14 protein-coding genes are annotated in these 13,131 nt (G+C 70.6%); 7 read left to right on the top strand and 7 right to left on the bottom strand.

What is annotated here, in order from left to right; all coding sequences use genetic code 11:
* The first annotated feature begins 265 nt into the window (after positions 1-265).
* Positions 266-1,402, top strand: a complete 1,137-nt coding sequence (locus tag OG747_RS43145; RefSeq protein WP_405884790.1) for a CapA family protein — start codon at positions 266-268, stop codon at positions 1,400-1,402.
* Between the two features lie 451 nt (positions 1,403-1,853).
* Here the strand turns inward: OG747_RS43145 and OG747_RS43140 are convergent, their stop codons facing one another.
* Together OG747_RS43140 and OG747_RS43135 are read right to left on the bottom strand one after the other, a co-directional pair.
* Positions 1,854-1,994 (bottom strand): hypothetical protein, encoded by a 141-nt coding sequence (locus OG747_RS43140; RefSeq protein ID WP_405884789.1) that lies wholly within the window; start codon positions 1,992-1,994, stop codon positions 1,854-1,856.
* A 99-nt stretch (positions 1,995-2,093) separates the two neighbouring features.
* A complete protein-coding gene (locus tag OG747_RS43135; protein WP_405884788.1) occupies positions 2,094-2,504 on the bottom strand; it encodes a MarR family winged helix-turn-helix transcriptional regulator in 411 nt (136 codons plus the stop codon).
* 826 nt (positions 2,505-3,330) lie between these two features.
* Between OG747_RS43135 and OG747_RS43130 the strand changes: the two genes are divergently transcribed.
* The 4 genes from OG747_RS43130 (at position 3,331) to OG747_RS43115 (ending at position 6,518) form a co-directional block, all read left to right on the top strand.
* Complete coding sequence (locus OG747_RS43130; protein ID WP_405884787.1) at positions 3,331-3,597, top strand: hypothetical protein; 267 nt, start codon at positions 3,331-3,333, stop codon at positions 3,595-3,597.
* Positions 3,597-4,931, top strand: coding sequence for a PP2C family protein-serine/threonine phosphatase (locus tag OG747_RS43125; RefSeq protein WP_405884786.1), 1,335 nt, complete (start codon positions 3,597-3,599; stop codon positions 4,929-4,931). Before OG747_RS43130 ends, OG747_RS43125 begins: the two co-directional genes overlap by 1 nt.
* Positions 4,932-5,114: 183 nt before the next feature.
* Complete coding sequence (locus OG747_RS43120) at positions 5,115-6,134, top strand: MASE1 domain-containing protein (RefSeq protein ID WP_405884785.1); 1,020 nt, start codon at positions 5,115-5,117, stop codon at positions 6,132-6,134.
* Positions 6,135-6,239: 105 nt separating this feature from the next.
* On the top strand, positions 6,240-6,518 hold the full coding sequence (locus OG747_RS43115; RefSeq protein ID WP_405884784.1) for a DUF6332 family protein: 279 nt from the start codon (positions 6,240-6,242) through the stop codon (positions 6,516-6,518).
* Here OG747_RS43115 and OG747_RS43110 read toward each other — a convergent pair.
* The 4 genes from OG747_RS43110 to OG747_RS43095 form a co-directional block, all read right to left on the bottom strand.
* Complete coding sequence (locus OG747_RS43110) at positions 6,479-7,144, bottom strand: response regulator (RefSeq protein ID WP_405885989.1); 666 nt, start codon at positions 7,142-7,144, stop codon at positions 6,479-6,481. The genes OG747_RS43115 and OG747_RS43110 overlap by 40 nt on opposite strands.
* A 49-nt stretch (positions 7,145-7,193) precedes the next feature.
* Positions 7,194-8,441 (bottom strand): sensor histidine kinase, encoded by a 1,248-nt coding sequence (locus OG747_RS43105; RefSeq protein ID WP_405884783.1) that lies wholly within the window; start codon positions 8,439-8,441, stop codon positions 7,194-7,196.
* A 140-nt stretch (positions 8,442-8,581) separates the two neighbouring features.
* The gene (locus OG747_RS43100; protein WP_405884782.1) at positions 8,582-8,722 is read right to left on the bottom strand and encodes a hypothetical protein; all 141 of its coding nucleotides are present in this window, start codon (positions 8,720-8,722) and stop codon (positions 8,582-8,584) included.
* Between the two features lie 100 nt (positions 8,723-8,822).
* Entirely contained in the window at positions 8,823-9,542 is a 720-nt protein-coding gene (locus tag OG747_RS43095; RefSeq protein ID WP_405884781.1) for a TetR/AcrR family transcriptional regulator, read from the bottom strand.
* Positions 9,543-9,732: 190 nt separating this feature from the next.
* Here OG747_RS43095 and OG747_RS43090 point away from each other — a divergent pair, with 190 nt between their 5' ends.
* Positions 9,733-10,182, top strand: coding sequence for a nitroreductase family deazaflavin-dependent oxidoreductase (locus tag OG747_RS43090; protein WP_405884780.1), 450 nt, complete (start codon positions 9,733-9,735; stop codon positions 10,180-10,182).
* A gap of 120 nt (positions 10,183-10,302) precedes the next feature.
* On the opposite strand, the gene OG747_RS43085 is transcribed toward OG747_RS43090, so the two are convergent.
* Positions 10,303-11,544 (bottom strand): geranylgeranyl reductase family protein, encoded by a 1,242-nt coding sequence (locus OG747_RS43085; RefSeq protein ID WP_405884779.1) that lies wholly within the window; start codon positions 11,542-11,544, stop codon positions 10,303-10,305.
* Positions 11,545-11,727: 183 nt separating this feature from the next.
* Here OG747_RS43085 and OG747_RS43080 point away from each other — a divergent pair, with 183 nt between their 5' ends.
* On the top strand, positions 11,728-13,083 hold the full coding sequence (locus OG747_RS43080; protein ID WP_405884777.1) for a dipeptidase: 1,356 nt from the start codon (positions 11,728-11,730) through the stop codon (positions 13,081-13,083).
* Positions 13,084-13,131 lie beyond the last annotated feature (48 nt).

The raw sequence follows: 13,131 nt of genomic DNA, 5'->3' as shown, positions 1-13,131 counted from the left end.
GACGAGGCTGAGGAAAGCCGACACGGTCTCGGTGAGACGTTGTTGCAGCCCCGGGTCGGCCAGCGTTCCGTCCTCGGCGAAGGCTGGATGCCCGCGGCGGTCGTCGCCTTGACGGCCTTGTGCAGGCGGGCCGTCCGGCCGGGAACGCCGCAGCGCTCCAGCATCGGGGCCGCGCTGCCGACCGCGCCGCGCCGAGCCGCGCGGGGCGTTCCGTATCTACTCCTGTCTACTGCTGTCTACTGCTGTCCACTCCTAGTGTGGAGGTATGGCCGATGGCGTGGTGACGCTGTTCGTCTGCGGTGATGTGATGCTCGGGCGCGGCGTCGATCAGATCCTGGCGCGGGCGGGTGATCCGGCGCTGCGGGAGGGGTACGTCCGGGACGCCCGAACGTACGTGCGCATGGCGGAGTCGGTCAACGGTCCGATTCCGGTCCCGGTCGAGCCGTCCTGGCCGTGGGGCGACGCGCTGCGACTGCTGGAGGAGACCGCCCCGGACGTCCGGATCGTGAATCTGGAGACGGCTGTGACAAGCGGTGACGCGTTCGCGCCCGACAAGGCGGTCCACTACCGCATGCACCCGGCCAACCTGCCCGCTCTCGCGGTGGCCCGGCCCGACGTCTGCGTCCTGGCCAACAACCACGTGCTGGACTTCGGCCGCGCGGGCCTGGCGGAGACGCTGGACTCGCTGGCCCGCGCGGGCCTGCGGGCGACGGGCGCGGGGCGGAACGCCGACGAGGCATGGACCCCCGCGGCGGTCCGCGTCCCGGCCGGCGGCCGCGTGCTCGTCCTCGCCCTGGGGACGCCGTCCAGCGGCGTCCCGCCGGGCTGGGCGGCGAGCGGCGACCTGCCCGGTGTCGCCTACGTTCCCGACCTGTCGGCGGGCTCGGCCGCCGCGGTGGTCCGGCGTGTACGGCAGGTGAAGCGGGCGGGCCACATCGTGGTCGTGTCCGTGCACTGGGGGTCCAACTGGGGCTACCGCGTTCCCCAGCAGCAGATCCGCTTCGCACACGCCCTGGTGGACGGAGGCGTCGACGTCGTCCACGGGCACTCCTCGCACCACCCCCGCCCCATCGAGGTGTACCGCGACCGGCTGATCCTCCATGGCTGCGGCGACTTCGTCGACGACTACGAGGGCATCTCCGGTTACGAGGAGTACCGCGACGACCTCCGGATCGCCTACCTCGTCACGGTGGCGGCGGACACGGGTCGGCTGACCGGCCTGCGCATGGTGCCCCTGCGGGTCCGGCGCATGCGGCTGGAGCCCGCGCCGGACGAGGACCGTGCGTGGCTGCGCGCCACCCTCGACCGCATCAGCGACGGTGTGCACATCAGCTTGGAAGCCGACGGTACGCTCTCGGCGGCGGCGTCCGCCGCCGCACACACGAGGGGAACCGGCCCGTGAACCGGTGGCGCGGTTCACGCTGTCAGGCGTCGGCGCGATGAGCTTGCCGCGGTTCGCCCCGGCAGGTCTGCCGCTCCGCTACGGCGGACACCGTGCGGCCTTCGACGGCGGCCCCGGCGCCGAGAACCGCCGCCCGGGCCACTCGCGGGCCGGCTGGTCACCTACGAGCGGCCGGAGCCGGTATCCGCGCTGCGCCGGAGCGCGGCCGCGCGGACCGGCCGGCCGTGCTCCACCTCACAACGGCCGACGGGACGAAGCGGGAACACCCCGGGGTGGTCGACCGTTGACTCGTACGTGGCTGCGGAGGGGACAGTGTCCCCGGGCCTCACCTATGGCCCATGGGGACGATCGTCCGGCTGAAGCCCCGTGGAGCCTTCCGCCGAGAGGCGACCGCCCTCCGCCGGCCACCACTTACGGCCCCGGCTGGTCCCCCCCGTCCAGCCGGGGCCTCTCACTGCCCGCGGTGCGCGACAACAGCCGTCGGGTCGGGCCGCATCCAGTGCCCGTCGGTGCTCCAGCCGAGGAAACGGCGGACCCGGCGGCGGGTGTCGACGTCCTCGTGGGTCAGTGCGGTGGCGAAGACCTTGGCCAAGGGCACAGCGATCCGCCGCACCCGGCCGGGCACGGACCACCGACAGAAGGATCACCGCACCACCCGGTCACCGAACAGCACCACCCACCGAACGGATGTTCAGTCGTTGTCGGCCGCGCCGCCCGCCAGCATCCGCGTCAGCACCGCGCGCTGCACCGGCAACGCCTCGCCGTACAACACGCGCCCTTTCGGGGTGAGGGACACACGCACCCCCCGCCGATCCTCCGCGCACACGCCGCGGGTCACGAGACCGTCCTTCTCCAGGCGGGCGATCAGCCGGGACAGGGCGCTCTGGCTCAGATGGACGCGGTCGGAGATCTCCTGGACGCGGTACGAGCAGCCGCCGTCGGGCGCGGCGCCGTCGGCCAGCACGTCGAGCACCTCGAAGTCGCTCGCCCCCAGGCCGTGTTGATGCAATGCGCGGTCGATCTCGCACAGGGTGCGGGCATGCACCACGAGGATGTCGCGCCACTGGTCCACGAGCACCTGCTCGGCCTTCTTCGCCGCCATGGGCGCACCGTAGCAAAGAATCGACTTTGTTGCATCGGAATTAAATGCACTTGCATTCAATGCGCGTGCATGTACTGTCTTCCGCATGACCTCTCCGCTCACGCAGGACGCGGAGAACGCTCAGGACGCTCAGGACGCGGAGGAGCGAGTGCCGGTCCGCGACTGATCCAGGGCCTGTCTTCAGTCGTGATCGCATCCGGGTTCTGGGCCCGGGGTGGGGTGCCGGTCCGACACGGTTGGCGCGCCCGGAACACGGCCCGCGGCAGCAGAAGGAACTGCACGACCGTGTTCGTCGGGCACGCCTCCTGGACCACAGAGTCCCTGCGGGGACCGTGCGAGCGGTGACCGACGGCCGGCGTGTGGCGGACATCGCGCGGAAGGTGGTGACCGCCACCGGCCGGACCGGGCCCCACTTCGTCGACAGACCGCGCCCGAGCGAGTGGGCCCGTCCGGAACGTGCGGCCACCGTGAGCGATCAGTAAGCAGATCCTGCCTGCCGTCAGAAGTTGCCCGGGGCCCTGACCAGGGGTATCACGGGTGGTACGCCCCAGAGGAACCGCCCGGCCGATGCGCTGCCGATCGCCTGCGCAACCCCGCTGGGACGCAGCCGACCAAGCGGGAGCCGTCGTCCCGCACCCCTCAACTCAGGACGCGCCCAGACCCGACCCCGCCGAACAGGACGATGCCGCCGCGGGCGCCCGCTCGCCTTGGGAACCACCCGGGTTGTCCGGATGGGGCATGCCGCTCCTGGAGTAATGGCCGATTGCCCTGACCGGCCGTGTCACGCTGTGGTCTCGGTTGATCAGGGCGGTGTCAGGAGGCCGGAATGTACCGCTCACGTGAGGAGCTGTACCAGCGGATCCATCCTCACCGGCGGGCAGACCCGACGACAGCGGTGCGGCAGTCGGCCCGGTTCAGCGAACCCGCCGACACCGATCCCGCCGAGCCGCTCCCCACGTTCGCCGAGAAACAAGAGCGCAAGACCACCGCACTGGCCGCCGGCGCCCCGTTCACCCCGTTCACCCTGATCGGCATCGATCGCTGCCGGCTGAAGGTGGTCGAGAGCGCGCTTCAGACCACCGGACGCTCGTGATGGCAGAAGAGAACGAAGGGAAACAACCGGGGCAGCCACACCTCCCCGATCTGCACGTGCGGCTGCGTGCCGAGTTGGGCCGGATCGACGAGCAACTGCGCGGCCTGCTGAACACCATGGACCGACTGCAGGGCCTGCTCGATGCGGTGGTGGCCATCAGCCGGGAGGTGGAGCTGCCTGCCGTGCTGCACCGTATCGTGACCACCGCCATGGACTTGGTCGGCACCCGCTACGGGGCACTGGGCGTACTCAGCGAGTCCGGAGATCACCTGGAACGGTTCATCGCCGTCGGCCTGTCCGAACAGGAACGTGCTGATCTGGCCGAGACCGACCTACCCCGCGGTCGGGGCGTCCTCGGGCACCTGATCCGTCACCCCGAACCCCTGCGGGTCGACGGCATCTCAGCTCATCCGTCATCCGCCGGTTTCCCGCCCGGCCACCCGTACCTGCGTACCTTGCTCGGCGTCGCCATCAGCGTCCGCGGCGAAATCTACGGTGACCTCTACCTCTCCGAGCGGCGTGACGGACAGCCCTTCGACGTCCACGACGAGAACGTCGTCATCGCCCTGGCCAGCGCAGCAGGCATCGCGATCGAAAACGTCCGCCTGTTTGAACGGGTTCGCATCGGAGCCGAGCAGTTCCAACGGCTTCTGTTGCCAACACTGCCCGACCTGCGGCCGTTCGCCGCCGCTGCCGTCTACCAGCCCGCCGCCGAACCCAGTCAACTCGGCGGGGACTGGTACGACGCCATCCCGCTGCCCGACAACGTCGTGGCGGTCGTCATCGGTGACGTGGTCGGCCACGATCTGCAGGCCGCGGCCGCCATGGCCTCCACCCGTAACATGCTGCGCTCGTTGCTGTTCGACCGTGCCGATCCACCCGGCGCGGTCCTCGCCCGGCTCGACCGCACCCTGCAGGCCATCACAAACAACCCCGTCACCACGACTGCCCTGGCGCGTTTCGAACCGGAGGGAGGGGGCTGGCGCCTCCGCTGGAGCACCGCGGGCCATGTCCCACCCCTGCTGATCGCTCCTGGGCACCGCGCGGAATACCTGTTCGCCGAACCCGGGCTACCACTCGGGGTCGACCCCAAGCAGCCCCGCCCCGACCACTCGCGCTTCCTGCCCCCGGACGCCACCGTGGTCTTCTTCACCGACGGACTGATCGAACATCCCGACCACCCCATCGACGAGAGTCTGCATCAGCTCGCCGATCTCGCCACCGCGTATGCCGCTCTGCCCCTGCAAGAGTTCGTTCAGGCACTGGCCGATCACCACCCCAGCGACGGTCACGACGACATGGCCATCCTCGCCCTGCGCACCCCGCACGTCTGATCCCCGACGCCGGGCCGACCCGAGCGCGCGCAGCGGTGACAGCGGCGCGTGACGACACCTTGCTCTGTGACCGAGCACCGAACGTTCAGTTCAACCGAACGTTCAGTTCAACGGCGCCGTGGAGGATCCGGGAGATCCGGCGGATGATGGACATCGGGGCGATGTCGATGCGGAGGTCGCCCGATGGCTGTCGCACGGCATGCATGGGTCCGGTGCGGTGGTCTGGCTGCCCTGGAGATCTGCGCCGTCGCGGCGCTGTATTACGGCTCCGCCCAGGTGGGACTGCTCCAGCAGCTGGTGCGCGGCCAGGTCACCCCATTGTGGCCACCCACCGGCATCGCCCTGGCGAGCCTGCTCCTCCGCGGCCCGCACGTCTGGCCCGGAATCGCACTCGGCGCGCTCCTGGTCAACGTCTCACTCGGGCCATCGATACCGGCCGTGCTCGCGATCGTCACGGGAAACACCCTCGCGCCCCTCTGCTCGTACGTACTGCTCCGTCGTACGGGATTCCATAACGCACTGGACCGCTTGCGGGACGCGCTGGCGCTGATCTTTCTCGGCGCGTTCACCGGAATGCTGGTCAGCGCGACGATAGGCAGCGGAACACTGGTTCTCGCCGGTGTGCTGAGCGTCGGCGACTTCTGGCCGACATGGTCGGTCTGGTGGACCGGCGACGCGATGGGTGTTCTGGTGGTCACGCCGGTCCTGCTCGTTCTCCGCTCGGCACACTGGCCGAAGCACGCTCGGCCGTCCCGTTGGGTGGAGGGACTGCTGCTTCTGGCAGCCACTGCCTGCGTCGGTTTCGTCGAAACGGGCAGCACGCCCGTCATGTTCCTCGGCTTCCCGCTGCTGATCTGGGCGGCCTTCCGCTTCCAGCTGGCCGGTGCCGCGCCCTGCGCCTTGGCCGTGTCGACCTTTGCGATCATCGCCGCTGCCCAGAAAACAGGCGCGTTCGCCGGTCACGACCTGCTCACCAACATGATCACCCTGCAGGCGTTCAACGGTTCTGCCTCGCTGACCGCACTACTGCTCGGGGCAACCGTCAGCGAACGCAATCAGACCCAGAAGGAGATCGCGCGAGCCTGCCGGCAGCTCGCCGAGATGGCGGCCAAGATCGCCGCCGGTGGCCACCACCATCTGACGCTCCCCGACGGCGACGCCGACAGCGACAGCGACAGCGACGGGCCCAAAACCCGGATGTGACCACGCCTGAAGACAGACCCTGGTTCCCCTCGCCCGTGGCTTCAATTCGACGCGCCCGGCAGGCAACTCCTTGCCTGCCGGGCCCGCTGCCGTGACACTCGACGGATGGGGAGACGCACGCAGGCACAGCGGGACGCAATGACGGTCGAGATCGGGTACGCGGTGTTCAGCGCGGCCTTCGTGGCGGCCGTCGTACTGGGCGCCGTGTCCGGCCCCGCACTGCTCTTCGATCTCCCGGTCCTGGTCAAAAAGACCCTGATCACCTCAGGGGTGCTGCTGGCCGTCGCGCTCTTCGCGGTGCGCGTGGTCACAGTGCTCGTCCGCTTCGGCCGCGCGGCCGGCGCTCACCCGAGCCACCCCGGCCGCACCAACCCCGACTCGTAGGCCAGCACGACCAGTTGGGCCCGGTCGCGGGCGCCGAGCTTCACCATGGTCCGGCTGACGTGAGTCTTGGCGGTGAGCGGGCTGACGACCAGGCGCCGCGCGATCTCGGCGTTGGACAGACCGATACCGACGAGGGCCATCACCTCCCGCTCCCGCTCGGTGAGCTGGGTGAGCGACTCGGCGGCCGCGGGCTCCTTGGAGCGGGCCGCGAACTCGGAGATCAGACGGCGCGTCACCCCCGGTGACAGCAGCGCGTCGCCCTCGACCACCGCCCGTACCGCGCGCAGCAGTTCATCCGGCTCGGTGTCCTTGACCAGGAAGCCGGAGGCGCCGGAACGGATGGCCTCGAAAACGTACTCGTCGAGCTCGAAGGTGGTGAGCATGACCACCTTCACATCCCGCAGGCTCGGGTCGCAGGTGATACGGCGAGTCGCGGCGAGGCCGTCGAGCAAGGGCATGCGGATGTCCATCAGGACGACATCGGGGCGCAGTTCGCGCACCTTGCGCAGCGCCTCGTCGCCGTCCGCCGCCTCGCCCGCCACCTCGAGGTCCGACTGTGCGCCGAGCAGCGCCTTGAAGCCGGCCCGGACCAGCGACTGGTCGTCGGCGAGCAGTACGCGGATCACCACACCTCCCTCACCTTCACCGCTCCTCTCCTCCCTTTCCCCTTCACCTTCACCGGTCCTCCTTGACCTTCAGTGGGAGCACGGCCAGCACCCGGAAGCCTCCGTCGTCACGCGGGCCCGCCTCGATCGTGCCACCGAGGGCGACGGCCCGCTCCCGCATCCCGGCCAGCCCGTTGCCGCTGCCGCCCGCGTCGGCGCCGGTCGAGGGCCCGTCGTCGTCGATCCGCAGCCGCAGCGTGCCCTGCGCGGACTCGAGCCGCACGCGCGCGTGCCGCGACCCCGAATGCCGTACGACATTGGTGAGCGCCTCCTGGACGATGCGGAACGCGGCGAGGTCGGTACCCGGCGGCAGTTTCGGGGCCTCACCCTGAACGTCGACGGTCAGGCCCGCCCCGGCCGCCTGGTCGACTAGTTCCGGGAGCCGGTCGAGCCCGGGCGCCGGTGCACGCGGCGCCTCCCCCGGCGTACGCAGTGTGTCGAGCACCTGCCGTACCTCGCCGAGCGCCTCCTTGCTGGCCTCCTTGATGGTGGTGAGCGCCGTGCGCGCCTGTTCCGGGTCGGAGTCGAGGAGCGCGAGGCCGACGCCCGCCTGAACGTTGATCACCGAGATGCTGTGGGCGAGCACGTCGTGCAGTTCGCGGGCGATCCGCAGCCGTTCCTCGGCGGCGCGGCGGGCGGCGGCCCGTTCACGCTCGGCACGGTCACGGGCCCACTGCTCACGGCGCACCCGGGCCAGTTCCGAGACCACCACGATCACCACGGCCCAGGTGACGATGCCGAGCTCCTGGTTCCAGGAGGCGGGCGAGTCCCCCTTCGGTGGCAGCCAGCGGTAGAGCCAGTGGGCCACCAGCAGATGGCCGGCCCACAGCATGCCGACGGCCGTCCAGGCGGCCCTGCGGTGCCCGGCGACGACCGCGCCGAAGCAGCCGACGGCGACGGTCACGAAGACGGGCCCGTACGGATATCCGGCGCCCAGATAGACCAACGCGGCCGCGGCCGTGCCGAAGGCGACGAGCACCGGGTACCGCTGCCGCCACAGCAGCAGGCCCGTGCCGACGATCAGCAGCGCCCTCGCGAAGAAGTCCAGGGGCGCGCGTTCGCCGTCCTGGGCGTGCGCCGCGAGCTGGGAGCCGACGAGCACGAAGACGGTCAGCAGCAGGGTGGACCGCCACGGCCACCGCTCACCGCGCCCGCCGTACTCCGCATCGCCCCAGCCGTGCCACCCCGGCGGCCCGTGCCGCCACCACAGCGGCACACCGTCCCACGCCGGGGGCCTGGGGGTTCGCTGCTCTTCCATGACGGCCACGCTAGACGGCCCGAACCGCCGAGGGCGTCAGCCGGGCGAGGTGATCACACGTACTCCCCACGGAGTATCACAGAGGACCGGGCCCGCGGGGCGTGCGGCGGAGTCGGTCCAGCCGCGGGTGGCCGGCTCCGTCAGGACGTGGTCGAGGCCCGGCCCATGTGCTCACCGCGCCGCTTCGACAGCCGGGCGAGGGCGCGCTGCTTGTGCGCGCGGCGCAGGGCGACGACCGCTGTCTCGATGGCCGCCGCGTCTTCGTCCGGGTCGCCCTGCACGCCCACTCCGTTTCGTACGGGGCTACGGCGCCCGCACCGCCGTCACACAGTCACTCGGTCACGTCACTCCGTCACGTCACTCCGTCGCAAAATCCCTTCCCTACCCGACCGTCCCGTTCGACTGGGTAAACACCAGGCCCACGCCGTGCGCGAGTTGGTCCACCGCGTGCCGGAAGAACGGTTCGCGGTCTTCCACCACCCGGTTGAACTGCCCGAAGAGTTCGAAGCCGATCAGTCCGTAGAGCTGGGCCCAGGCGGCCACGAGCGCCGCGATCACCTCGGGGGGAAGGTCGGGGGCGAGATCGGCGGCCATCCGCTGCGCCTCGGCCTTCAGCTCGGCCGGCAACGGGGTGCGGGCCACCCCCTTGCCCCGGTGCGCGTCACGCACGATGCCGACCAGGAGCAACCCCACGCGGGAGGCGGCCGGGATGGTCGTGTCCGGCGCGGTGTAGCCAGGCACGGGCGAGCCGTAGATGAGCGCGTACTCGTGCGGGTGTTCAAGCGCCCAGCGGCGCGCCGCCAAGCACACCGAAATCCAGCGCTCGCGCGGCCCGGCGCCCGCGCCCGCGACTTCGGCGTGCGCCGACTCCGCACTCTCACCAAGGGAGTCATAGGCGTCGATGATGAGCGCGGTCAGCAGGTCGTCACGGCTGGGAAAGTAGCGGTAGAGCGCGGAGGAGACCATGCCCAGCTCGCGGGCGACGGCCCGTAGCGAAAGCTTGGCGGCGCCCTCCGCGGCGAGCTGTCTGCGCGCCTCGTCCTTGATCGCCGCGGTGACCTCGATCCTGGCTCGGGCACGTGCCCCTCGTGCGGTACTCATGCGGGGAAGTGTGCCACGCATTCAGAGCACTGCACACAAACAAGATCGGTGCACAAAAACGAGAGCAGTGCTCTTGCTTTGGATCACCGATCTCATGCAGACTGCTCTCAAGCGAGAGCAGCGCTCACAAAACGGAGCAACGCTCTCTTCAGAGAGCAACGCTCTCTGAAGCGAATCGATGGGGGTCACCATGTCCACACACGTTCAGAAGCCCGGCTGGTTCACGGTCAACGTCTTCAACCGCTCCGTGGCCTGGATGACCCGCCGCGGCATCAGCATCTGGGGCTCCCGGGTGCTGGCCGTCCGCGGTCGCAAGAGCGGCGAGTGGCGTACCACCCCGGTCAATCTGCTCACCGTGGACGGGCAGCAGTACCTGGTCGCCCCCCGCGGCCACGTCCAGTGGACGCACAACATGCGGGTCGCGGGAGGCGGCGAGCTGCGCCTCGGCAAGAAGGTGGACGTGTTCACCGCGACCGAGATCGTCGACGACGACAAGGTCCCGCTGCTGCGCGCCTACCTCAAGCGCTGGAAGGCCGAGGTCGGTGTGTTCTTCGGTGGCGTCGGCCCCGACTCGTCCCCCGAGGAACTGCGTCGCATCGCCCCCGACCACCCGGTCTTCCGGATCACGGTCAAGAGCTGACCGACGCGTCCTCGCAGAGCGATCGAGCACAGACCCGTCGAGTACAGACCGGTCGAACGCGGGGCATCCCTGGACCCTGGATCACCCCACGACCCCTGGATCACCCCAACACCCCGGGGGTCACCCCTCGACCGCGGATTCCTCGCTCACGGCAGGTCGCTTGTCGAGCGCGCTCAGGGCCCGCCCGGCCATCGGGTGCGAGCGCACGAGCTCGCCCAGCGTGGTCGCACCGCGCGTGATGTCGGCGAACGCCTTCCAGGCGGGCCGGAAGCTGGTGATCACCGCATGGAGCACGCCCGGCCGGCGCTCGAAGGCAGTCAGCATGCGCTTGCCGACGCTCATCTCGACGCCGAGCCCGGCCTTGATGGCGAAGGCGTAGTTGAGCGCCTGACGCCGGGCGTCCACCGCGTCGTGCGCCTCGGCGATCCGTACCGCCCACTCCCCCGCGAGCCGGCCGGAGCGCAGCGCGAAGGAGATGCCCTCGCGGGTCCAGGGTTCGAGCAGACCCGCCGCGTCGCCGCACACCAGCACCCGGCCCCGCGAGAGCGGGGAGTCGTCGGCGCGGCAGCGCGTCAGGTGCCCGGAGGAGATGCTCGGCTCGAACCCGGCGAGCCCCAGCCGGGCGATGAAGTCCTCCAAGTACCGCTTGGTGGCGGCGCCTTCGCCGCGTGCGGAGATCACGCCGACGGTGAGCGTGTCCCCCTTGGGGAACACCCAGCCGTAACTGCCCGGCATGGGACCCCAGTCGATCAGGACCCGCCCCTGCCAGTCCTCGGCGACGGTCTCCGGTACCGGGATCTCCGCCTCCAGGCCGAGGTCGACCTGGTCGAGCTTGACCCCGACGTGCGCCCCTATCCGGCTGGCGCTGCCGTCCGCGCCGACGACCGCCCGCGCCAGCACAGTCTCGCCGCCCTGCAGGACGACGGCGACGGTGCGCCGGTCGGGCACGGCGGACCCGTGCTGTTCGACCCTGGAGACCGTGACGCCCGTACGCAGCTCGGCGCCCGCCTTCTGCGCGTGTTCGACGAGCTGCTGGTCGAATTCGGGCCGGTTGATCAGCCCGAACAACATCTGCCTGGAGCGTCGGGTGCGGGTGAACTTGCCGTCGAGCGAGAACGTGACCGCGTTCACCCGGTCCCGGAGCGGCAGCTCGAAGCCGGGCGGCAGCGCATCGCGCGAGGGACCGATGATGCCGCCGCCGCACGTCTTGTAGCGGGGCAGCTCCGCCTTCTCCAGCAGCAGGACACTGCGTCCCGCGACCGCTGCCGCATAGGCGGCCGACGCGCCTGCCGGCCCCGCGCCGACCACGACGACGTCCCACACCCGCTGTTCGTCGTCCGCCGAAGAGTTCTCGCTGCTCACGATGGTCTACTGCTCCCAGTCCAGCCGTCTGCCGCACCTGTCCCGAGCATCCTACGGCGGGCATCGCCACAGGCCGCTGTGGGAGGATCGGGCGCGTATGCGCCCTGAACGCCAGTACGCGTGTACGCCCACCCGATCACCTGTACACAGAAGTACAACGTCGCACCTACAAGGAGCGTGCCCATGTCGTCGAATCCGGTCGCCGAGACCGTCGCCTCGCTCATGCCCAGGGCGCAGGCGGAGCTCACCGAACTGGTGGCCTTCAAGTCGGTGGCGGACTTCGACCAGTTCCCCAGGAGCGAGAGCGAGGGCGCCGCGAACTGGGTCGCCGACGCGCTGCGCGCCGAGGGTTTCCAGGACGTGGCGCTGCTCGACACCCCGGACGGCACGCAGTCGGTGTACGGCTTCCTGCCCGGGCCCAAGGGCGCCAAGACCGTGCTGCTGTACGCGCACTACGACGTGCAGCCGCCGCTGGACGAAGCGGCCTGGACCACCCCGCCGTTCGAGCTGACGGAGCGCGACGGCCGCTGGTACGGGCGCGGCGCCGCCGACTGCAAGGGCGGCTTCATCATGCACCTGCTCGCGCTGCGCGCGCTGAAGGCGAACGGTGGCGTTCCGGTGAGCGTCAAGGTGATCGTCGAGGGTTCGGAGGAGCAGGGTACGGGCGGTCTGGAGCGGTACGCCGAGGAGCACCCGGAGCTGCTGACCGCCGACACCATCGTCATCGGCGACGTCGGCAACTTCCGGCTGGGCCTGCCCACGGTCACCTCGACCCTGCGCGGGATGACCCTTGTGCGCGTCCGGATCGACACGATGGAAGGCAACCTGCACTCGGGCCAGTTCGGCGGGGCGGCGCCCGACGCGCTGGGCGCGCTGATCCGCGTACTGGACTCGCTGCGCGCCAAGGACGGTTCGACGACGGTCGACGGGCTGACCGGGGATGCGCGGTGGGAGGGGCTGCAGTACGAGGAGGCGGCGTTCCGCAAGGACGCCAAGGTGCTCGACGGGGTCGAACTGATCGGCTCCGGTACGGTCGCCGACCGTATCTGGGCGCGTCCGGCCGTCACCGTGCTCGGCATCGACTGCCCGCCGGTCGTCGGCGCCACCCCGTCCGTGCAGGCGGGCGCACGCGCGCTGGTCAGCCTGCGGGTGCCGCCGGGCGTGGACGCGGCCGAGGCGACCAAGCTCCTTCAGGCCCACCTGGAGGCACACACGCCGTGGGGCGCTCGGGTGAGCACCGAGCAGATCGGCCAGGGCCAGCCGTTCCGCGCCGACACCTCCAGCCCGGCGTACACGGCGATGGCCGAGGCGATGTCGGTCGCCTACCCGGGCCAGGAGATGCAGTCCGCGGGCCAGGGCGGCTCCATCCCGCTGTGCAACACCCTCGCCTCGCTCTACCCGCAGGCGGAGATCCTCCTCATCGGCCTGAGCGAGCCGGAGGCGCAGATCCACGCGGTGAACGAGAGCGTGGCCCCTGAGGAGCTGGAGCGCCTTTCGGTCACGGAGGCGCTGTTCCTCCAGAAGTACGCGGCGAGCTGACCACCCGGCCGGGAGCACGGACCGAGAGGGTCCTCGCCACACGGCGTG

Source organism: Streptomyces sp. NBC_01384 (genome assembly GCF_045040035.1).
In the GTDB taxonomy this organism is placed as follows: domain Bacteria; phylum Actinomycetota; class Actinomycetes; order Streptomycetales; family Streptomycetaceae; genus Streptomyces.
Note: the sequence above shows the minus strand (reverse complement) of the source record. Positions and strands in the feature narration are given on the sequence as shown.